Source organism: Nocardia tengchongensis (genome assembly GCF_054781395.1).
This window is the reverse complement of record NZ_BAAGUM010000006.1, coordinates 1,251,171-1,274,467: the sequence shown is the minus strand read 5'-3', so window position 1 is coordinate 1,274,467 and position 23,297 is coordinate 1,251,171. Positions and strand designations below refer to the sequence as shown.

Genomic DNA, 23,297 nt, shown 5'->3' with positions numbered 1-23,297 from the left:
GATTGTGGTCATCAGCGGGCCTGGTTGAGGGCGGTCAGCGGATCGGTGGTGACGAGGAAGCGCAGGGCGAAGGCGGCGCCCAGCAGGCCGAGGGCGATCAGCGCGGCGGCCGGGAACAGGGTCGTGCTCAGGCTGAGGACGAAGGGCACCGCGCCGCCCATGAACAGGCCTGCCATGACGGTGATTCCGACGCCCACGCCGACACCGAGCAGCAGCACGATCAGGGCCTGGCTCAACGCGTCCCGGATCAGTGAACCGGTGGTCGCGCCCAAAGCCTTCAAGGTCGCGATGTCCGGCTGGCGCTGCACCGTCCACACCGTGAAGAACGCACCGATCACCAGGGCCGAGATGGCGAACAGCATGACCGTCATCAGGGTCAGCGACCCGTTCTCGGCCTTGTAGGAGGCCATCGCGGACAAGGAGTCCTTGCTGCTGGTCGTGGTGGTGTGCGCGGTGGCGTTGACGGCCTTCTCGTCGCTCACGCCGGAGACGGCGAGGATGGTGGCGGCTCCCGCATGCGGGTTGAGCGCCTGCCAATCCGACAGGGTCATCCACACCACGGGGGTGTGCGCGTACCAGTCGTCGTCGGTCACGCCCGCCACGTTGTAGCGGGACGAACCCAGCTCGACCGCGTCACCGGTCGAGGCCTTCAGGTTCTTGGCCGCCGCCTTGGACAGGATGACCGTGCCCGGCTCGGTAGCCACGCGCTTGCCGAAGGGGGTGCCCTGGACGCCGAACAGTGCCACCTGGGTGGGCGACTCGCCGTTGACGGTCGCGCGGGTGCGGCTGATGCCGATCGGGTCGACGGTGCCGCCCGTCTGCTCCCAGGTCTGGACCTGTTCCGAGGTCAGCGTGGAGGCGTCGAAGGACGGCGCCGAGCCGGTGTCGGAGAAGACCACGGTGTCGGTCTTCAGCGCCTCGATGGCGGAGATGTTCTGGTGCGCCAGGCCGGCGGTCAGGCCGCTGAGAAAGCTGACCAGCAGCGCGACCAGCGTGACCACCAAGGTGATGAGGAGGAAGCGGCCGCGGGCCGCCCGCAGATCTCTGAATGCGACGAACATACTTACACTTTGTCGAGGAAAGCCGCTCCGGCCATCGCGCCGCGGAACGAATCCCGGTCCGCCAACGGCACGGCGGCGTTTCCTACTTTCGATGGATGCCGGGGCAATTGCCGGGCATAAGCTGGTCGCGTGCATCGGTCACCCTTGACGCCCGTTTTCTCCGCGCTGCAGCTCGGTCTGCATGTGCTGGTCGTGGCGTTGACCGTGGTGGTGGCGGTGCAGGAGGTCGTCTCCGGGGCGCATCAGGCGCTGGTGGTCGTGCTCGCGGGGGTCTTCCTGGGCGTCTACTTCACCGGCGGCCGGTTCCGCCGGAACCTGGTGGGAGCGCGGGTCTGGCTGGCGGCGTTGACCCTGCTGTGGCTGGGGCTGGTGTTCGTCGCGCCCCTGGCCGTATATCTGGTCTTCGGCCTGTTCTTCCTCTATCTGCATCTGCTGCCGCGTTATTGGGGTGTGGTGGCGGTGACCGCTGCCACAGTGGTCGCCGTGGTCGGGTTCGCGGCGCATCGGGGTTGGACAGTCGCGGGCGTGATCGGGCCGCTGCTGGGCGCGCTGGTCGCGGTCGCCATCGGGCTCGGCTACGGGGCGCTGTTCCGGGAGGCCGCCGAACGGCAGCGGCTCATCGACGAATTGCTCGCCACTCGAGAGACTCTCGCCGACAAGGAACGCACCGCGGGCAAGATGGCCGAGCGGGAACGGCTGGCACAGGAGATCCACGACACGGTCGCGCAGGGGCTGAGCAGTATTCAGCTGTTGCTGCACGCCGTCGAGCGCGCCGCCCCCGATCATCCGGCGCTGGAACGGATTCGGCTGGCCCGCGAGACCGCCGCCGACAGTCTCGTCGAAACCCGCCAGCTGATCGCGGAACTCACTCCCGCCCCGCTGGAAGGCCAGTCCCTCGCGGGTGCGCTCAACCGGATCACCGAGCGGGCCGCCGCGCCCGGGCTCGACGCCCAGGTCCTCGTCGAAGGCGATCCGCAGGCGCTGCCCATGCCCATCGAGGCCGCCCTGGTGCGCATCACCCAGGGCGCGGTGTCGAATGTGGTGCGGCACGCGCAGGCGCACCGGATGCGGGTCACCCTCACCTACGCCGATGACGCCGTGCACCTGGACGTCGTCGACGACGGCGTCGGCATCGACCCCGCCGTGCTGGCCGAATCCCCGTCCGGCAGCTTCGGTTTGAACGCCATGCGCAGCCGGGTGGAACAGCAGGGCGGCACCATGGACGTCGAATCCGAGCCCGGGCACACCGCGGTCACCGTCTACTTCCCCCTGGAGGACCAATGACACGTCACGCGGAGCGCGGATGATCCGCATCCTGCTCGCCGACGACCACGCCATCGTCCGTGCCGGCCTGCGCGCCCTGCTCGACTCCTCCGTCACCGAAACCGATTCCGATGACATCGAAGTCGTGGGCGAGGTGGCCACCGCCGAGGAGTCCGTGGCCTTCTGTTCCACCACCGCCGTCGACCTGGTCCTGATGGACCTGCGCTTCGGTCCGGGCAAGTCGGGCGCGGACGCCACCGCCGCCCTGCGCGGCCTGCCGAATCCGCCGAACGTGCTGGTGGTCACCAACTACGACACCGACGCCGACATCCTCGGCGCCATCGAGGCGGGCGCGGTCGGCTACATCCTCAAGGACACCCCGCCCGCCGAACTGCTGGCCGCGGTCCGCTCGGCGGCCGACGGCGAGAGCGTGCTGTCCCCGTCGGTCGCCTCCCGCCTGATGACCCGGGTCCGCAAACCCGACACCACCCTGAGCCCTCGCGAGATCGAGGTGCTGCGCCTGGTCGCCGACGGCCACTCGAACCGCGAGATCGGCAAGCGCCTGTTCCTTTCCGAGACCACCGTCAAATCCCACCTGGTGCACATCTATTCGAAGCTCGGCGTGAAATCCCGAACCTCCGCCGTGGCCAGGGCTCGCGAGCGCGGGGCCATCTGAGGTCGTACGGTGTCGCCCATGGCCTCACTGTCCGATCAGCGCGTCCGCGATTTCCTCACCGAGGGCACCCGCACCGGCAAGCTGGCCTTCGTGGCCGCCGACGGCCGTCCCCTGGTCGCCCCGATCTGGTTCGTCCTCGAGGGCGACGAGATCGTCTTCAACACCGGCAAGCACACGGCCAAGGGCCGCTCGATCCTCCGCGACGGGCGCGTCACCCTTTGCGTCGACGTAGCCGAGCCCCCATACTCTTTCGTTCAGGTGCAGGGCGTGACCGAGGTCTCCGAGGATCCCGCCGACCTGATCCGCACCGCCACCGACATCGCCGCCCGCTACATGGGTGCGGACCGCGCCGAGGAGTTCGGCAAGCGCAATGGCGTCCCAGGCGAACTCGTCGTACGGCTGCGCCCGACCAAGGTCATCACCGATTTCAAGGTCAGCGGCTGAGAACTAATTGCGGAACCGCAGGTTCCGTTATAGATTCGGAACCGTGAGTTCCGTATCCGAGGGTGCGCGGCCCGGCCGGCCGATGTCGGCCGGGACCGATCTGGCCGTCCGGGAAGCGACCGTCGCCTTGCTCGCCGAGGTGGGCTACGCCGGGTTGCGCGTGCAGGACGTGGCGACGCGGGCCGGGGTCGGCAAGGCCGCGCTGTATCGGCGCTGGCCGTCGAAAGCAGCACTCGCACTGCATCATCTGATCGGGGACCTGCGACCGCGCGAGTACCGCGACACCGGAAGTCTGCGCGGGGATCTGCGCGAGGTCGCGGCGGACTTCGTCGAGCGGATGGCGAATCCCCGGGTGCGCGCTGTGCTGCCCGAGCTGATGGCGGATCTGATGCGCGACGGAACACTGCAGACGGTGTTCGAGGACGTCTGCCTGCTGCCCGAGCGCGAGCTCATCCGGGCGGTGGCCGAGCGTGCGCTCGAACGCGGGGATCTGGCCGAGCTGCCGGATTTGGCTTGGGCGCACGCGCAATTCGCGGGACCGGTCTTCCTCTGGCTCACCATGCTCGGTGGGCAGGGCGACCCGGCGCTCATCGATCGGGTCGCGGATTCCGTTGCCGCGAGCTGGATATACGAGAAGGAGAAAGACCTGTGAACACCTGGCTGTGGATCGGGCAGATCGTGCTCGCGGCATCGTTCGTGCTCGGCGGCGTCGCCAAGGCGGCGATCGGGAAGGACAAGCTGCGCGGCGGAATGCCGTGGGTGGACGATATGTCGCAGAACGCGGTGCGGGGGATCGGGGCGGTGGAGATCCTGGGCGGGCTCGGGGTGGTGCTGCCGTGGGCCACCGGAATCGCGAAGGTGCTGACCCCGATCGCGGCGGTGGGGCTGGCCGTGGTGATGGTCGGCGGGTTCGTCACGCACGTGCGGCGCGGTGAGTACGGGCGATCACTGTCCAACGTGGTGCTGTTCGTGGTGGCCGTGCTGGTGGCGGCCGGCCGGTTCGCCTGACCGGGTGTGCGAGACTCGCCCGATGACAGTGCACTTCATCGGGGCCGGGCCGGGGGCGGCTGATCTGCTGACCGTCCGCGCGGTAGAACTGCTGCGCCGGTCACCGATGTGCCTGTACGCGGGAACGTATCTGGATCCGGAGGTGCTGGCCCACTGCGCGCCGGAGGCCGAACTGATCGACACTCAGAAACTCGATCTCGACGAGATCGTCGCGCACTGTGCCCGGGCGCACGCCGAGGGCAAGGACGTCGCGCGGCTGTGCTCGGGGGATCCCTCCATATATTCGGCGCTCACCGAGCAGAAGCGGCGGCTGGACGCGCTGGGCATCCCGTGGGACGTGACGCCCGGGGTCCCGGCCTACGCGGCGGCCGCGGCGCTGCTGGGCGCGGAGCTCACGGTGCCCGAACAGGTGCAGTCGGTGGTGCTGACCCGGACCCACGCGCGCTCGACGGCCATGCCCGAATCGGAGTCGCTGGCCAACTTCGCCCGCACTCGGGCCACCCTGATCCTGCACCTCGCCATCACCCGCATCCGGACGCTGGCGCAGGAGCTGGTCCCCGACTACGGCGCGGACTGCCCGGCGGCCGTCGTCTACCGGGCGACCCAGCCCGAACAGCAGGTGCTGCGCGGCACCCTGGCCGATATCGCGGACCGGGTCGAAGCGGCCGGGCTGCGGCAGGCGGCGGTGATTCTGGTCGGCCGGGCGCTGGCCGAAAGCATCGATTGCGCCCAGTCTCACCTGTACGACCCTGGTCGAGATAGGTCACATATCACTGGCTGATTGCGCGAAATGGCACGATAGTCAACGGCTATGGCCCTTTCTGATTGTGGCTTGCGCGCTGGCGGTAGATTGGACCGAGTGTCCGTCACCAAGATTGTGTCTGTGACCCGGCAATGGCCGGGGGGCGTGGTCGCGCCCATGTAACAAGATCGGCCGGCTGGGGGGATACCCCAGGGAGTCTCAATGACGGTGAAGTGAGCCCCTAACACCGGACGCCACGCTGACCACAGCGCTGGCGTCCTGTTCGGGTTTTCGGCGGGGATGCTGCGAGATGTGGTGTTCCGGAAGCGAGGTTTGGGTTGGACCGGCTGGATTTCGGCGGCATCGGCGAAGCTGGCAGCGAAATCGCACCGGGGTCGGGCGAACTTTTTCCGCTGTCGCCGGCGCAGCTCGGCATCTGGTATGCCCAGCATCTGGACCCGCAGGTTCCGATCAATATCGCTCAGTACGTCGAGCTGCGCGGGGAACTCGACCTCGCGTTGCTCGAAGACGCGATGGTGCGCGGCTCGGAAGAGTTCGGATCCGGCTTCCTGCGCATCGTCGAGCGTGACGGCGAGCCCATGCAGATGGTGGACCACTCGCTGGACCGCACCATCTACCACGTCGATCTGAGCGCCGAGGCCGATCCGGCCGCCGCCGCCCACGCCTGGATGCGCGCCGACTACAGCGCGCCCCTGGAAATCACCCGCGACCGCCTCATCCGCACCTGCATGCTGAAACTGGCCGACGGCCATTACTACTGGTATGCGCGCATCCACCACATCGTGCTGGATGGTCTGGGCGCGGTGACCTACATGACCCGGGTCGCCGAGGTCTACACCGCGTTCGTCAATGGCGTCGAGCCCCCGCCGCACAAGCTGACCGACCTGCCCACCCTGGTCGAGCAGGAGTTCGCCTACCGCGACTCCAGCCGCTTCAAGGCCGACAAGGAGTACTGGGCCGAGCGGATCGCCGGGGTCGAGGACGGCACCACCCTGGCCGGACGTTCCGCGCCGCCGGCGGCGATCAACCGGATCGCCACGGCCGCGCTCACCGAGGACCAGACCTCGCTGCTGGACCAGGCCGTGGCCCGCCACGAGTCCTCGCCCGCGGGACTGCTGATCGCCGGTTTCGCCGCCTACCTCGCGCAGTGGACCGGCAGTCAGGACGTCGTCCTCAGCCTCCCCGTGACCGCGCGCACCACCGCGATCATGCGCCGCTCCGGTGGCGCGGCCTCGAACATCGTGCCGCTGCGCCTGCAGGTCGGCCACGACTCGACGGTGACCGATCTGCTCGCGCAGGTGACGGTGGCCGTCTCCGGCGCTCTGCGTCACCAGCGCTACCGCGCCGAGGACATCAAGCGCGACAGCTCCTCCGGTGATTTCTCCGGTGGCGAGGTGGGCTCGCAGTTCTTCGGTCCGTGGGTCAACATCATGTTGTTCCACAACGAGGTCGTGCTCGGCGACATCACCGGTGAATACAGCGTGCTGTCCACCGGTTCCATCGAGGACCTGGGCGTCAACTTCTACCAGTCGGTGAAGGGCACCCGGAACCACATCGACTTCGAGACCAACCCGAACCTGTACTCCGAGGCCGAGACCGAGAGCCACCACTCCCGGTTCCTGGAGTTCTTCGACCGCTTCCTGGCGGCGGGGGCGGAGCAGCCCGTCTGGGGTCTGCCCATCACCACCGCGGCCGAGCGCACCCGCACCCTGCTGGAGTGGAACGAGTCGGCGCACGACGTGCCGGTCACCACGCTGCCGGAGCTGCTGGACCGCCAGATCCCGCTGACACCGGAGAATGTCGCCGTCGAGTTCGAGGGCGAGCAGCTCACCTACGCCGAGTTCGGCGAGCGCGTGAACCGCCTGGCCCGCTTCCTCATCGCCGACGGCGTCGGCCCGGAATCGCTTGTCGCCCTGGGCATGCGCCGCTCGCTGGAGCTGGTCGTGGGCATGCACGCGGTGCTGCGCGCCGGTGGCGCGTACGTGCCGATCGACCCGGACCACCCGGCCGACCGCACCGCCTACATCCTCGAGTCCGCGGCACCGGTCTGTGTGCTGACCACCGCGCGCGACGAGCTCGAGCTGCCGGAGTCCGTGCGGCGCTTGGAGATCGACACGCTCGACGTGTCGGCCTACTCCGCCGAACCGGTGACCGACGCGGACCGGCTGGCGCCGCTGCGCCCGGACAACACCGCCTACGTCATCTACACCTCGGGTTCGACCGGCCGCCCCAAGGGCGTCGCGGTCACCCACCACGCCATCGTCAACCAGGAACTGTGGATGCTCGACGAGTATCCGATGTCCGAAGACGATGTCTACCTGCAGAAGACCGCCACCACCTTCGACGTGTCGCTGTGGGGCTACTTCATGCCGCTGCTGGTCGGCGCGAAGCTGCTGGTCGCCACGCCCGACGGCCACCGGGATCCGCTGTACGTGGCGGAGATGATCGAGCGCCACGGCGTCACGGTGACCGACTTCGTGCCGTCGATGCTGACGGTCTTCGTCGCGCACGCCACCCGCGCCCAGTGCGCCTCGCTGAAGTACGTTTTCGTGATCGGTGAGGCGCTGCCGCCGGAGACCGGCGCGGGCTTCCGCGAGATCACCTCGGCCGGACTGCACAACCTGTACGGCCCCACCGAGGCCGCGGTCTCGGTCACCTACTGGGAGAACACCGCCGCCGACACCGTCACGGTGCCGATCGGTGTGCCCGAGTGGAATGTCGAAGTCTACGTTCTGGATTCGCGCTTGCGGCCGGCCGCCATCGGCGCCTCGGGTGAGCTCTATCTGGCGGGCCGTCAGCTGGCGCGCGGCTACAAGGGTCGCCCGGATCTGACCTCGGATCGCTTCGTCGCGAACCCGCTGTCGGCCACCGGCGAGCGCATGTACCGCACCGGTGACCTGGTGCGCTGGAACGACTCCGGTGCTCTGGAGTACATCGGCCGTACCGACTTCCAGGTGAAGTTCCGCGGTCAGCGCATCGAGCTCGGCGAGATCGAGACCGACCTGCTGGCGCATCCGACGGTCAGCCAGGCCGCCGTTCTGGTGATGGACACCGCCACCGGTCAGCAGTTGGTCGCCTACGTGGTCCCGGTTCCCGGCCAGTCCATCGACCCGGCCGAGCTGACCCGTTTCGCCGCCGAGAAGCTGCCGACCTACATGGTCCCGGCCTCGATCATGGTGCTGGAGGCCTTCCCGCTCAACACCTCCGGCAAGCTGGACCGCAAGGCCCTGCCGGATCCGGTGTTCAGCGCGGACGCCGCCGGTTACCGCGCCCCGCGCACCGCCGCCGAGGAGATCGTGGCGGGCGTGTTCGCCGACGTGCTCGGTCACGACCGGGTCGGTGTCGACGACAACTTCTTCGATCTGGGCGGCAACTCGCTGGTCGCCACTCAGGTGGTGGCCCGCATCTCGGCCGCGTTCAGCACCCGCCTGGGTGTGCGCGCACTGTTCGAGACCCCGACCGTGGCCGGTCTGGCCGCGCGCGTGGAAGCCGCCGGCCCGTCCGATGTTTCGCGGCCGCCGCTGGTGGCGCAGCCGCGTCCGGAGCGGGTGCCGCTGTCGCTGGCGCAGCAGCGGATGTGGTTCCTCAACCAGTTCGACCCGAACGTCCCGACCTACAACCTGCCGTTCGTGGTGCGGTTGCGCGGGCAGGTCGACATCGAGGCGTTGCAGCTGGCGCTGACCGACGTGGTCGCCCGCCAGGAGTCGCTCCGCACCATCTTCCCCGAGTCCGGTGACGGCGGCTTCCAGCAGGTGCTGCCGATGGACGAGGTGGATCTCGGCATCGAGGTGCACGACCTCGCCGAGACCGAATTGCGTTCGGCGCTCGCGGAATTCGCTTCCGCCGGCTTCGATGTCTCCACCCAGCTGCCGATCCGCGTGCGGGTGTACCGGGTCGCCGGTTCGGGCCGCCACGCCGCGCCCGACGCCGGCGAGGTGGATCTCGCGGTCGCGTTCGTGGTGCACCACATCGCGGCGGACGGCTTCTCGTTCGGCCCGCTCTCGCGGGACATGACCGCCGCCTACCTGGCCCGCGTCGGCGGCCAGGAGCCCGCGTGGGCGCCGCTGCCGGTGCAGTACCAGGACTTCAGCATCTGGCAGCGCGAGCTGCTCGGCTCGGAATCCGACGCCGACTCCATGGCCGCGCGCCAGAACGACTACTGGCGTAGCGCTCTGGCCGGTCTGCCGGACCAGCTGGACCTGCCCGCGGATCGCCCGCGCCCGCCGGTGCAGAGCTTCCACGGCTCCCGCGTCACCTTCGAGATCCCGGCCGAGCTGCACGTGCGGCTGGCGGGATTGGCTCGCGCGCAGGGTGTCTCGCTGTTCATGGTGATGCACAGCGCGCTGGCCGTGCTGCTGGCCCGTCTGTCGGGTACCAGCGACATCGCCATCGGCACCCCGGTCGCCGGTCGTGGTGAGCAGGCGCTCGACGACCTGATCGGCATGTTCGTCAACACGCTGGTGCTGCGCTCGGAAGTGGACGGGGCGCAGAGCTTCACCGATTTCCTGGCCCGCACCCGCGAGTCCGACCTGGCGGCCTTCGCCAACACCGATGTCCCCTTCGAGCGGCTGGTCGAGGTGCTCAACCCGACCCGTTCGCAGGCCCGGCACCCGTTGTTCCAGGTCATGCTGTCGTTCCAGGAGATGTCGCACGGCTCCATGGAGCTGCCCGGCCTCACCGTCTCCGCGGACGAGCTCGAGGTCGACATCGCCAAGTTCGATCTGCAGTGGACGCTGACCGAGCAGCGCGGGCTGGGCGGTGAGCCCGCCGGACTGTCGGCGGTGCTGTCCTACGCCACCGATCTGTTCGACGCCGCCACCGTCACCGAATTCGGGCAGCGTTTCCTGCGCGTGCTCGAGACCGCGGTCTCCGCTCCGGACACCGTGGTGCGCGATATCGACGTCCTCGACGCCGGTGAGCGCGACACGGTCGTGCACGAGTGGAACCGCACCGCGCGGGAGATCTCCGGCGCGGCAACGGTTCTCGACCTGTTCGAGGAGCAGGTCCGGATCCGGCCGTACGCCACCGCCCTGATCTTCGATCCGGGTGAGCGCAGCGGCAGCATGTTCGGCCCCGCCGAGGAGCTGACCTACGCGGAGTTCGCCGCGCGGGTGAACCGCCTGGCGCGCAAGCTGATCGACGAGGGTGTCGGCCCGGAGTCCCTGGTGGCGGTGGGTATCCGCCGCTCGGTGGACATGCTGGTCGCCATCTACGCCACGCTCACCGCGGGCGGCGGCTACGTGCCGATCGATCCGGACCACCCGGCCGAGCGCACCGATTACGTGTTGCGCACCGCCGAGCCGGTGGTGCTGCTCACCACCGTCGACGATGCCGTGGAATCCGCGGATTGCCCGGTGCTGCAGCTGGATTCGCTGGATCTCGACGAGTACAGCGATGCCCCGGTCACCGACGCCGACCGGCTCGCGCCGTTGCGTCCGGCCAATGCCGCCTACGTGCTGTTCACCTCCGGCTCGACCGGCCGCCCCAAGGGCGTGGCCATCCCGCACGCCGCGGTGCTCAACCAGATCGCCTGGATCACCGGCGAATACGACATCGACGACACCGATGTGATCCTGCAGAAGACGCCGGTCACCTTCGACGTCTCGGTGTGGGAGCTGTTCGGTTCGCTGGCGGTCGGCGCGCAGCAGGTCATCGCCGCGCCGGACGGTCACCGCGACCCGATGTACCTCTCGGAGGTCATCGGGCGGCACCGGGTCACCATGACCTCGTTCGTGCCGTCCATGCTGAGCGTGTTCGCCTCGACCGCCTCGGCATCCGAATGCCTGTCCCTGCGTGCGGTTCTGGTCGCCGGTGAGGCGCTGCCGCCCGCCACGGTGACCGCGTTCCGCCGCTTCTCCACCGCGGCCGTGCACAACCTGTACGGCCCGACCGAGTTCACCGTGCACGCCACCGCCGCCGCCATCGACGCGCCGGTGGTCACCTCGGTGCCGATCGGCCGCCCGGTGTGGAACGCCCAGACCTACGTGCTCGACGAGGGCCTGCGCCCGGTGCCCGCGGGCGTTCCGGGTGAGCTGTACCTCGGCGGTGTGCAGGTGGCGCGCGGCTACTTCGGCCGCCCGGACCTGAGCGCCGAGCGTTTCGTCGCCAACCCCTACGGCGAGCCGGGCTCGCGGCTCTACCGCACCGGTGACCTGGTGCGCTGGAACCACAACGACCCGGGCGTCATCGACTACATCGGCCGCACCGACTTCCAGGTGAAGTTCCGCGGTCAGCGCATCGAGCTCGGTGAGATCGAGACCGCGCTGCTGGATCACCCCAAGGTGCAGCAGGCCGTGGTGCTGGTCATCGACACGGTGGCCGGCGATCAGCTGGTCGCCTACATCGTGGCCGGCGGCCCGGTGGACCTGGACGGGGTCAAGACCTCGCTGCAGCGCACCCTGCCCGCGTACATGGTGCCGGGCTCGATCATGGTGCTCGACGCGTTCCCGCTCAACGCCTCCGGCAAGCTGGATCGCAAGGCGCTGCCGACGCCGCGGTTCGAGGTGCGCGAATTCCGTGCGCCGACCACGCCGATCGAGGAGATCATCGCCCAGATCTTCGGCGAGGTGCTGGGCATCGCCCGCGTCGGCGTCGACGACGACTTCTTCGAGCTGGGCGGCAACTCGCTGATCGCGACCCAGGTGGCGACCCGCCTGGGCACCGCCCTGGACACCCGCGTGCCGGTGCGCATGCTGTTCGAGGCGGCCACCGTGGAGGCCCTGGCGGCCCGCGTGGAATCGCATGTCGGCGACGGCGGCCGCAAGGCCCTGGTGGCGCGCGAGCGCCCGAACGAGGTTCCGCTTTCCCTTGCGCAGCAGCGCATGTGGTTCCTCAACCGCTTCGACACCGCCTCGGCGGTCAACAACATCCCGGTCGCCATCCGGCTCTCCGGTGAGCTGGACATCGCGGCCCTGCAGGTCGCGGTCATCGATGTCATCGACCGCCACGAGTCGCTGCGCACCGTTTTCCCGGAGACCGCGCACGGCCCGGTGCAGCGGGTGCTCGACGCCGCGCAGATCGTGCCGGACCTGACGCCGGTGCCGGTCACCGAGTCGAATCTGATCGACCACCTGGTCGAGCTGGCCACCATGGCCTTCGACGTGACCGACGAAGTGCCTTTGCACGCGGCGCTTTTCGAGATCAGCGACACCGAGTACATCCTCGGCATGGTGGTCCACCACATCAGCGCCGACGGCTGGTCGATGGGCCCGCTGGCCCGCGACGTGATGGTGGCCTACGCCGCCCGCACCTCGTGGGAGGCCCCGGCCTGGGCGGAACTGCCCGTGCAGTACGCCGACTACGCGCTGTGGCAGCGCGAGGTGCTCGGCTCCGAGGACGATCCGGACGCGTTGATCTCCAAGCAGATCCGCTACTGGACCGACGCGCTGGCCGACCTGCCCGACGAGCTGGTGCTCCCCGCGGACCGGCAGCGTCCGGCCGTGGCCAGCTACCAGGGTGGCACCTACCCGTTCGCCATCTCCGCGGAAACCCAGCAGGCGCTGGTGGATCTGGGCCGCCGGCACAATGCCTCGCTGTTCATGGTCATGCATTCCGCACTGGCCGTGCTGCTGGCCCGGCTGTCGGGCACCTCCGACATCGCGATCGGCACCCCGGTGCACGGCCGCGGTGAGGCCGCTCTCGACGACCTGATCGGCATGTTCGTCAACACCCTGGTGCTGCGCACCGAGGTGGACGGCAGCGAGACCTTCGCCGACCTGCTGGCCCGCTCCCGCGACACCGACCTGCATGCCTTCGCGCACGCCGACGTGCCGTTCGAGCGCCTGGTCGAGGTCATCAACCCGGCCCGTTCGCAGGCCCGCCACCCGTTGTTCCAGGTCATGTTGACCTTCCAGAACACCCGGCAGGCCAGCCTGGAGCTGCCCGGCCTCTCGGTCAACGGCATCGACTACGACGCCCGCCTGGCCAAGTTCGACCTGCAGCTGACCCTGCAGGAGGCGCAGGACGACCACGGCGAGAACGCCGGCATGTCCGCCGAGATCTCCTACGCGCTGGACCTGTTCGACGAGTCCACCATCGAGGCGTTCGCGCGGCGACTGGATCTGATCCTGGAAGCCGTTGTCGCGCAACCGGATCGGCCGCTCGGCGATATCGATCTGCTGGTCGCCGGTGAGCGTGATCAGGTGCTGGACGGCTGGAACGACACCGCGTTCAACCTGTCGTCGGTGCTGCCGGCGCTGCCCGAAGGCACTGACGCGACCCTGGTCTCGCTGTTCGAGGCGCAGGCTCTGACCAGCCCCGATGCGCCTGCCGTGGAATTCGAGGGGACAGCTCTGTCCTACGCCGAGTTCTCGGCGCGGGTGCACAAGCTGGCCCGCAAGCTCATCGCGCAGGGCGTCACCGCGGAATCGCCCGTGGCCCTGGCGATCCGGCGTTCGCTGGATCTGGTCGTGGCCATGTACGCCGTGCTGGAGGCCGGCGGCGCGTACGTGCCGCTGGACCCGGACCAGCCGATGGAGCGCATCGACTACGTGCTCGACACCGCGCGCCCGGTCGCCATCCTGACCACCGGCCGCGACGACTTCGTGACCGGCCGCAACGTGCCGGTGCTCGAAGTCGACACCCTGAACCTGGACGCCTACTCCGCAGCTCCGATCACGGATGCCGAACGGGGACAGGCGATCCGGCCCGAGCACACCGCCTACGTCATCTTCACCTCCGGTTCGACCGGTCGCCCCAAGGGTGTGGCCGTCGAGCACGGCGCGATCGTGAACCGCCTGCTGTGGATGCAGCACGAGTACCCGATCGACGCGAACGACGCGGTGCTGCAGAAGACTCCGGCCACCTTCGACGTGTCGGTGTGGGAGTTCTTCTGGCCCTTGCAGACCGGCGCGCGCCTGGTGGTCGCCAAGCCCGACGGCCACCGCGATCCGGTGTACCTGGCCCACGTCATCGCGGAAACCGGCATCACCACCGCGCACTTCGTGCCGTCGATGCTGTCGGTCTTCGTCGCCACCCTCGGCACCGACAGCGGCGATTCCGCCACCGCCGCACCGCGGCTGCGGCAGGTCTTCGCCTCCGGTGAGGCGCTGCCCGCGCCGACCGCGCAGAAGCTGCGCGAGCTGACCGGTGCGCGGCTGCACAACCTGTACGGCCCGACCGAGGCGGCCGTCGACGTGACCTATCACGAGGTCGTCGACACCGACACCGTCTTCGTGCCGATCGGCCGCCCGGTGTGGAACACCGAGACCTACGTCCTCGACGCCCGCCTGCACCCGGTCGCGCCGGGTGTCGCGGGTGAGCTCTATCTCGCGGGCGATCAGCTCGCACGCGGTTACCTGGGCCGTCCGGACCTGTCCGCGGACCGTTTCGTGGCGAACCCGTTCGTCTCCGGCGACCGCATGTACCGCACCGGCGACCTGGTCTCCTGGACCGCCGAGGGTGAACTGAACTACTTGGGCCGCACCGACTTCCAGGTGAAGTTGCGCGGTCTGCGCATCGAGCTGGGCGAGATCGAGGCGGCGCTGCTGGCGCAGCCGACCATCGCGCAGTCCGTCGTGGTGGTCCGCACCGACGCGCACGCGGGCGATCAGCTCGTGGGCTACGTCGTCCGCGAGACCGACGCCGTGGTCGACGTCGACGGCGTGAAGGCCGCGCTGAGCGCCTCGCTGCCGGCCTACATGGTTCCGGCCGCGCTCGTGGTGCTGGACGCCTTCCCGGTCAACGCCTCCGGCAAGCTGGATCGCCGGGCGCTGCCCGCTCCGGTGTTCGAGGCCAAGCGTTTCCGCGCCCCCTCGACCCCGATCGAGGAGATCATCGCGCAGATCTTCGCCGACCTGCTCGGCATCTCCGGCACGGAGAACGGCCCCGAGCGCGTCGGCGTGGACGACGACTTCTTCGAGCTGGGCGGCAACTCGCTGGTCGCCACCCAGGTGGTGGCCCGCCTGTCGGCCGCGCTGAACGCCGAGATCGGCGTGCGCGTGCTGTTCGAGGCCCCGACCGTGGCCGCGCTGGCCGCGCGGGTGGAGTCGCACGCGGGAACCGGTGTGCGCCAGGCGCTCACGGTCCGCACCCGTCCCGAATACCCGCCGCTATCGCTCGCGCAGCAGCGCATGTGGTTCCTCAACCGGTTCGATCCCGAATCGGCCGCCAACAACATCCCGGCGGCCGTCCGGCTCACCGGCGCACTGGATCTCGACGCCATGCGCGGCGCGATCGCCGACGTGATGGCGCGCCACGAGTCGCTGCGCACCCTGTACCCCTCCCACGAGGGCGTCGCCTATCAGAAGGTGCTGCCCACCGGCCGCGCCATCCCCGAGCTCGAGGTCATGGACGTGACCGAGGGCGAGCTGTTCGCCGCGGTCTACGCGTTCGCGGCGCAGGGCTTCGACGTCACCACCGAGACGGCGGTGCGCCTGCGCGCCTACCGCCTGGCGGCCGACGAGCACGTGCTGGTCCTGGTGGCCCACCACATCGCCGCCGACGGCTTCTCCATGACGCCGCTGGTGCGCGACCTGATGACCGCCTACATCGCGCGTAGCCAGGGCGAGACCCCGGGTTGGACCGAATTGCCGGTGCAGTACGCGGATTACGCGCTGTGGCAGCGCGAAACCCTGGGCTCGGAAGAGGATCCGCGCTCGCTCATCACCGAGCAGCTGGACTACTGGCGCGACACGCTGTCCGGGCTGCCGGACGAGCTGCGCCTGTCCACCACCCCGCGCCCGGCCGTGGCCACCTACGACGCGGGCACCCATCGCTTCCAGGTGCCGGGCGAGCTGATCGCCGGGCTGAACCGGGTGGCGCAGGCCAACGGCACCACCCTGTTCATGGTGGTGCACAGCGCTTTCGCCGCGCTGCTGGCCCGCCTCAGCGGTACCGATGACATCGCGGTCGGCATCCCGGTCGCGGGCCGTGGCGAGCAGGCGCTCGACGACCTGGTCGGCATGTTCGTCAACACCCTGGTGCTGCGGTCGCCGGTGGACACCGGCGCGAGCTTCACCGACCTGCTGAAGACCGTGCGCGAGCGCGACCTGCAGGCCTTCGCCCACGCGGACGTGCCGTTCGAACGCCTCGTCGAGGTGCTCAACCCGGCCCGCTCGCAGGCGCGGCACCCGTTGTTCCAGGTGATGCTGTCGTTCCAGAACCTGGGCCGGGCCTCGCTGGAGCTACCGGGCTTGAGCGTGGCCGAGCTGGCCATCGATCAGCAGTCGGCCAAGTTCGATCTGCAGATGACCCTCAGTGAGGTCGTCGACGGTGCCGCGGCGAGCCGCGAAATGGACACCGCGGCGATGGACGCCGAACTCGTCTACGCGACAGACCTTTTCGACGCCGCCTACGCCGACGTGTTCGCGCAGCGCTTCGTCGCCATGCTCACCGCCGTGGCCGCTGACCCGGCCCAGCTGGTCGGCGATGTCGAGCTGCTGAGCGAGGCCGAGCGCCGTCAGCTGCTGGTCGGCTGGAACGAGACCGCGTTCGAGCTGGACACCGCCCTGCCGGAGATCTCCGAAGGCGCTGCGGCGACGTTGGTTTCGCTGTTCGAGGCGCAGGTCGCGCTGACTCCGGACGCGACCGCGGTCACGTTCGAGGGGACAAGTCTGTCCTACGTCGAGTTCGCGGCTCGTGTGCGCAAGCTGGCGCGCTGGCTCATCGCGGAGGGCGTCGGACCGGAATCCTTTGTGGCGCTGGGCATGCGCCGCTCCGTCGACTTGGTGGCGGGCATGTATGCCGTGGCCGTCGCCGGTGGCGCGTACGTGCCGCTGGACCCGGATCACCCGGCCGAGCGCACCCAGTACATCCTCGAGACCGCGCAGCCGGTCTGCGTGCTCACCTCGGGTGACGACCTGGAAGGTGTCGAGGCCCGCCAGGTTCGGATCGACGAGCTGGACCTGTCGGCGTTCGACGACAGCCCGGTCACCGATGTCGAGCGCCTCGCGCCGCTGCGCCCGGGCAACACCGCCTACGTGATCTTCACGTCCGGCTCCACCGGCCGCCCCAAGGGTGTGGCGGTGAGCCACGCGGCCATCGTCAACCGCCTGGTGTGGATGCACGCCCAGTACGGCCTGGCCGCCTACGACGTGGTGCTGCAGAAGACTCCGGCCACCTTCGACGTGTCGGTGTGGGAGTTCTTCTGGCCCTTGCAGGTCGGCGCGCGCCTGGTGGTCGCCAAGCCGGACGGCCACCGCGACCCCGCGTACCTGGCCGAGATCATCGTCCGCGAGGGCGTGACCGTCACCCACTTCGTGCCGTCCATGCTGGCGGTCTTCGTGGCCGAGCCGGCCGCCGCCGACTGCGTCAGCCTGACCAATGTCTTCGCCTCCGGTGAGGGCCTGCCCGCGCCGACCGCGCAGAAGCTGCGCCGGCTCACCGGCGCTCGCCTGCACAACCTGTACGGCCCGACCGAGGCCGCGGTCGACGTCACCTTCCACGAGGTCGTCGACGCCGACATCGCCTCGGTGCCGATCGGCGCGCCGGTCTTCAACACCCAGGTGTACGTCCTCGACGCGCGTCTGAACCCGGTTCCGGTGGGTGTCGCGGGTGAGCTCTATCTCGCGGGTGACCAGCTGGCCACCGGCTATGTGGCTCGCCCCGACCTGACCGCGGATCGCTTCGTGGCCAACCCCTTCGGCGCCGGCGCGCGCATGTACCGCACCGGTGACCTCGTCACCTGGACCGGCAACGGCGAGCTGGAATACCTGGGCCGCACCGACTTCCAGGTGAAGCTGCGCGGTCTGCGCATCGAGCTCGGCGAGATCGAGTCGGCGCTGACCGCGCTGTCCGCGGTCGCGCAGGCCGTGGTCGTGGTCCGCCACGACGAGCGCACCGGTGATCAGCTGGTCGCCTACCTGATCGCCGCCGACGGTCACCTCGACCTCGACGCCGTGAAGGACGTGCTCTCCGAGCAGCTTCCGGCCTACATGGTCCCGGCCGCCTTCATGGTGCTGGACGCCTTCCCGCTCAACGCCTCCGGCAAGCTGGACCGCAAGCAGCTGCCCGCCCCGACCTTCGCCGCCCAGGTCTTCCGCGCCCCGGCCACCCCGGTGCAGCAGACGGTCGCCGGCGTCATCGCCGACGTGCTCGGCCTGGACCGGGTCGGCCTGGACGACGACTTCTTCGAGCTCGGCGGCAACTCGCTGATCGCCACCCAGGTGATCGCGCGCCTGTCCGCGGCGCTCGACGCAGACATCCCGCTGCGCGCCCTCTTCGAGGCCTCCACCGTGGCTTCGCTTGCCGCACAGCTGGAATCGCGTGTCGGCACCGGCGCGCGGGCCGCCCTGGTCGCCCAGGAGCGTCCGGAGCTGGTGCCGCTGTCGCTGGCGCAGCAGCGCATGTGGTTCCTGAACCGCTTCGACAACCGCACCGCGGTCAACAACATCCCGGTGGCGCTGAAGCTCACCGGCGCCATCGACCCGGCCGCCTTCACCGCCGCCCTAAGCGACGTGCTGGCCCGGCACGAGTCGCTGCGCACCGTCTACCCCGAGATCGAGGGCGACGGCTACCAGCGGATCCTGCCGCTGTCCGAGATCGACTTCGAGGTGCGGACCGAGACCGTCACCCCGGCCGACCTGACCGCGCGCATCACCCAGCTGGCGAGCGTCTTCTTCGACGTCACCCGCGAACTGCCGTTCCGCGCCACGGTGCTCAGCCTCAGCGAGACCGAGCACGTGGTCGTACTGGTGCTGCACCACATCAGCGCCGACGGCGCGTCGCTGCGCCCGCTGCTGCGTGACGTGGTGGCCGCCTACCTGTCCCGTGCCGCGGGCGAGGCCCCGGCCTGGTCGCCGCTGCCGGTGCAGTACGCCGACTACACGCTGTGGCAGCGCGAGATCCTCGGCGCGGAGACCGATCCCGAGTCCATCGCCGCCCAGCAGATCGCCTACTGGACCACCCAGCTGGCCGACCTGCCCGAGCAGCTCGAGCTGCCCGCCGACCGGCCGCGGCCCGAGGTCGCCACCAATGCCGGTGGCGTGCACGACTTCTCGATCGACGCCGACCTGCACCGCGCCCTCACGAGCGTGGCCCGAGAGCACGACGTCACCCTGTTCATGCTGGTCCACGCCGCGCTCGCGGCCTGGTCCGCGCGCCTGTCCCGGGCCACCGACATCGCCATCGGCACCCCGATCGCGGGCCGCGGCGAACGCGCGCTCGACGACGTGGTCGGCATGTTCGTCAACACCCTGGTGCTGCGCAGCGAGGTGAAGCCGGACGCCGCCTTCCGCGACCTGCTCGCCCAGGTGCGCCGCACCGACCTGGCCGCCTTCGCGCACGCCGACGTGCCGTTCGAGCGGCTGGTGGACGTGCTCAGCCCGGTCCGCTCGCAGGCGCACCACCCGCTGTTCCAGGTGGCGCTGACCTTCGAGGCCGCCGGCGCCAAGGACGCGGCCGCGGTCGAGCTGCCCGAGCTCGCGCTCGAGGTCGTCGAATTCGATCCGGGCACCGCCAAGTTCGACGTGCAGCTCACCGTGAGCGAGCGCGCCGACGGCTCGCTGGGCCTGTCCTGGAACTACGCCACCGATCTGTTCGACGCCGAGACCGTCATCGCCTTCGCCGAGCGCCTGGTCCGCATCCTGCGCGCCGTCGCCGAGGACCCGTCGGCCCTGATCGGTGACATCGACCTGCTGGGCGAGGGCGAACGCCACGACGTGGCCGAGTACTGGGTCTCCGCGGGCGAGGACATCGTCGAGCTCGCCGAGACCGCGCGGGCCGCGGTCGCCGAGGCCGAACTCGCCGTCGCCGAGGGCATTTCGGGCATCGCGCCCGAGGCCGCCGCCCTGGCCGCACTGGGCGGGGCCGCCGAGCGCCTGTCCAACCCCCTCGCGGCGCTGGCGAGCCCGTTCGCCGCGGCCGAGGCCACCATCTCGGGCCTGTTCGATCTGGCCGTGGCCGCCCACCCGGAGCGGGTCGCGGTGCGGTTCGGCGACGAGGAGCTCACCTACTTCGAGCTGGATCGCCGCGCGAACGTGCTGGCGCGCAGGCTGATCGGGGAGGGCGCGGGTCCGGAGTCGCTGGTCGCGGTGCTGCTGCCGCGTTCGGCCGATCTGGTCGTGGCGCTGCTGGCCGTGATCAAGACCGGTGCGGGTTACGTGCCGATCGATCCGTCCTACCCGGCCGACCGCATCGCCTTCGTGCTCTCGGATGCGAAGCCGACCAGCGTGATCACCGACTCGACCGTGCAGGTCGAGCTGCCGCGGGACCTGAACACCGTGCTCCTGGACGGCTTCTCGCTCGAGGCCGGGAACATCGTGGACGCGGCCGACGGCCCCGTCACCGACGCCGACCGTCGCGCGGCGCTCAACCCCGACCACGTCGCCTACGTCATCTACACCTCCGGTTCGACCGGCCGCCCCAAGGGCGTCGCGGTCGCGCACCGGAACGTGGTGCGCCTGATGGCGAACACCGATCGCGAGTTCGGCTTCGGACCCGACGACGTGTGGACGCTGTTCCACTCCTACGCCTTCGACTTCTCGGTGTGGGAGCTGTGGGGCCCGCTGCTCTACGGCGGCAAGCTCGTCGTCGTCGACTATTACGTGTCGCGCTCCCCGGAGCAGTTCCTGGAACTGCTGCGCCGCGAGCAGGTCACCGTGCTCAACCAGACCCCGTCGGCGTTCTACCAGCTGGCCGAGGCCGACCGCATCGCTGCGGCCGCCGGTGACGAGCAGGCCCTCGCCCTGCGTTACGTCGTCTTCGGCGGTGAGGCCCTCGAGCTGCGCCGCCTGTCGGATTGGGTTGCCCGCCACGGGGATTCCACCCCGTACCTGGTGAACATGTACGGCATCACCGAGACCACGGTGCACGTGTCCGTGCGTGTGCTCGATGCCGACACCATCGCCGCCGCCACCGGTTCGGTGGTCGGCCGGGCCATCGCCGGTCTGCGCGTGTACGTCCTCGACGACCGCCTGCACCCGGTGCCGGTCGGCGTCGCGGGTGAGATGTACGTCGCCGGTGCGCAGTTGGCGCGCGGCTACCTGGGCCGCCCGGACCTGTCCGCGGCCCGCTTCGTGGCCAGCCCCTTCGGCGCGCCGGGCACCCGCCTGTACCGCTCCGGTGACGTGGCCCGCTGGAACCGCTTCGGCGAGCTCGAATACCTGGGCCGCGCCGACGATCAGGTCAAGGTCCGCGGCTTCCGCATCGAGCTCGGTGAGATCGAGTCCGCGGTGCTGGCGCAGGCCGGGGTCGCGCAGACCGCGGTCATCGTGCGCGAGGACCAGCCGGGCGATCAGCGCATCGCCGCCTATGTGGTGCCGCAGGACGGTGTCGCGCTCGCCGTGGAAGCCGTCCGCGACGGCGCGGCCGAGCTGCTGCCTGCCTACATGGTCCCGTCGGCGGTCGTGGTGCTGGACCGGATCCCGCTGACCGTCAACGGCAAGCTGGACCGCCGCGCCCTCCCGGCCCCGGCCGCGCAGGCCCGCGCCTTCCGCGCGCCGGAGACCCCGACCCAGGAGACGGTCGCCGCGGTCTTCGCCGAGGTGCTCGGTCTGGACCGGGTCGGCCTGGACGACGACTTCTTCGACCTGGGCGGCAACTCGCTCATCGCCACCCGTGTCGTGTCGCGCATCGGCGCGGCCCTGGACACCACGGTCGCGGTGCGCACCCTGTTCGAGGCCACCACGGTCGAGGCCCTCGCGGCCCGCATCGAATCGCACGCCGACGGCGCCTCGCGCGCCAAACTGACCGCCCGCACCCGGATTCCGGGCGAGCTGGTGCCGCTGTCGTTCGCGCAGCAGCGCATGTGGTTCCTGAACCAGTACGACACCTCCTCGGCGGCCTACAACTTGCCGCTGGCGATTCGCCTCACCGGTGAACTCGACACCGCCGCACTGGAACTCGCGGTCGCCGATGTGGTGCGCCGCCACGAGTCGCTGCGCACCAAGTACCCCGAGCACGGCGGCGCCCCCATGCAGGTGGTCGTCCCGGCCGAGGAGATCGCCCTGGATCTGCGGCCGGTCACGGTCGCGCCCGCGGATCTGACCGCCACCGTGACCGCGTTCGCCACGCTGGGCTTCAATGTGGCCGAACAGGTTCCGCTGCGCGCCCGCCTGTTCCGCGCCGGCGGCGAAGACGCCACCGAGCACGTGCTCGTGGTCGTCGTGCACCACATCGCCGGTGACGGTTTCTCCATGTCCCCGCTGGCCCGCGACGTCATGGTCGCCTACACCGCGCGCACCCAGGGTGCGGTGCCCGGCTGGGCCCCGCTGGCCGTGCAGTACGCCGACTTCGCGCTGTGGCAGCGCGAAGTGCTGGGCTCGGAAGAGGATTCGTCCTCGATCATGGCCCGCCAGGTCGCCTACTGGCAGCGCGTGCTCGGCGGCGTGCCCGACGAGCTGGCCCTGCCCACCGACCGCCCGCGCCCGGCCATCGCCTCGCATCGCGGCGCGACGGTGCAGCGGACGCTGTCGCCCGAGCTGATCGCGGCGCTGGAAGACGTTGCCCGCCGACGTGGTTCGTCGCTGTTCATGGTCATGCACTCCGCGCTGGCGGTGCTGCTGGCCCGCCTGTCCGGCGGCGACGACATCGCGGTCGGCACCCCGGTCGCCGGGCGCGGTGAGGCCGCGCTCGACGACCTGGTCGGCATGTTCGTCAACACCCTGGTGCTGCGCACCGGCATCGAACCCGGCGAGTCCTTCACCGACCTGCTGGACCGCGTGCGCCACACCGACCTCGACGCCTTCGGCAATGCCGACGTGCCGTTCGAGCGGCTGGTGGAACTGCTCGCGCCCGAGCGTTCGCAGGCCCGCAACCCGCTGTTCCAGGTCATGCTGGCCTTCCAGAACCTGGACCGCACCAGCATCGAGCTGCCGGGCCTGACGGTCTCCACGCTGGATCTCGACGAGAGCATCTCGCGCTTCGATCTCCAGTTCACGCTGTCGGATCAGGACTCCGGCATGGCGTTGGCCCTGACCTACGCCACCGACCTGTTCGACGAGGCCACCGCGGCCGGCTTCGCGCAGCGCTGGGTACGGGTGCTCGAGGCGGTCGCCGCGAACCCGGAGATCGGCGTCGGCGCGATCGACATCCTCGATTCCGGTGAGCGCGCCGATCTGGTGGCCCGTTTCGGCCTGCCCGCCGTCCCGGCGCGCACCCTGCCGGAGCTGATCGCCGACGCCGTCGCCATCGACCCCGCCGCGCC

Annotated in this window: 8 protein-coding genes (1 of these 8 only partly in view); 7 read left to right on the top strand and 1 reads right to left on the bottom strand. The window is 70.0% G+C overall.

Annotated features, from left to right (window positions below; all coding sequences use genetic code 11):
* Positions 1-11 precede the first annotated feature (11 nt).
* Positions 12-1,061: an ABC transporter permease gene (locus ACYVKL_RS16850; protein ID WP_379164392.1), complete on the bottom strand. Its 1,050-nt coding sequence runs from the start codon at positions 1,059-1,061 to the stop codon at positions 12-14.
* Between the two features lie 129 nt (positions 1,062-1,190).
* Here ACYVKL_RS16850 and ACYVKL_RS16845 point away from each other — a divergent pair, with 129 nt between their 5' ends.
* The 7 genes from ACYVKL_RS16845 to ACYVKL_RS16815 all read left to right on the top strand — a co-directional run.
* Positions 1,191-2,345, top strand: a complete 1,155-nt coding sequence (locus ACYVKL_RS16845) for a sensor histidine kinase (protein WP_379164389.1) — start codon at positions 1,191-1,193, stop codon at positions 2,343-2,345.
* Positions 2,346-2,364: 19 nt separating this feature from the next.
* A complete protein-coding gene (locus tag ACYVKL_RS16840; RefSeq protein ID WP_213560835.1) occupies positions 2,365-3,000 on the top strand; it encodes a LuxR C-terminal-related transcriptional regulator in 636 nt (211 codons plus the stop codon).
* A gap of 18 nt (positions 3,001-3,018) precedes the next feature.
* Entirely contained in the window at positions 3,019-3,444 is a 426-nt protein-coding gene (locus ACYVKL_RS16835; RefSeq protein ID WP_213559268.1) for a PPOX class F420-dependent oxidoreductase, read from the top strand.
* 43 nt (positions 3,445-3,487) lie between these two features.
* Complete coding sequence (locus ACYVKL_RS16830) at positions 3,488-4,096, top strand: TetR/AcrR family transcriptional regulator (protein ID WP_379164385.1); 609 nt, start codon at positions 3,488-3,490, stop codon at positions 4,094-4,096.
* Positions 4,093-4,452 (top strand): DoxX family protein, encoded by a 360-nt coding sequence (locus ACYVKL_RS16825; RefSeq protein ID WP_357190635.1) that lies wholly within the window; start codon positions 4,093-4,095, stop codon positions 4,450-4,452. Before ACYVKL_RS16830 ends, ACYVKL_RS16825 begins: the two co-directional genes overlap by 4 nt.
* A 22-nt stretch (positions 4,453-4,474) precedes the next feature.
* Positions 4,475-5,233, top strand: a complete 759-nt coding sequence (cobM, locus tag ACYVKL_RS16820; protein WP_379164382.1) for a precorrin-4 C(11)-methyltransferase — start codon at positions 4,475-4,477, stop codon at positions 5,231-5,233.
* 299 nt (positions 5,234-5,532) lie between these two features.
* Positions 5,533-23,297, top strand: partial view of a non-ribosomal peptide synthase/polyketide synthase gene (locus tag ACYVKL_RS16815; RefSeq protein ID WP_379164379.1) — the beginning only. The gene runs 26,314 nt beyond the window's last position; 17,765 of the gene's 44,079 nt are visible here — the first part of the coding sequence; the start codon lies at positions 5,533-5,535; the stop codon falls past the right edge of the window.

Coding starts and splice junctions, on each gene's coding strand:
- ACYVKL_RS16850 (WP_379164392.1), bottom strand. CDS start 1,061: ATGTTCGTCGCATTCAGAGATCTGCGGGCGGCCCGCGGCCGCTTCCTC.
- ACYVKL_RS16840 (WP_213560835.1), top strand. CDS start 2,365: ATGATCCGCATCCTGCTCGCCGACGACCACGCCATCGTCCGTGCCGGC.
- ACYVKL_RS16835 (WP_213559268.1), top strand. CDS start 3,019: ATGGCCTCACTGTCCGATCAGCGCGTCCGCGATTTCCTCACCGAGGGC.
- cobM (WP_379164382.1), top strand. CDS start 4,475: ATGACAGTGCACTTCATCGGGGCCGGGCCGGGGGCGGCTGATCTGCTG.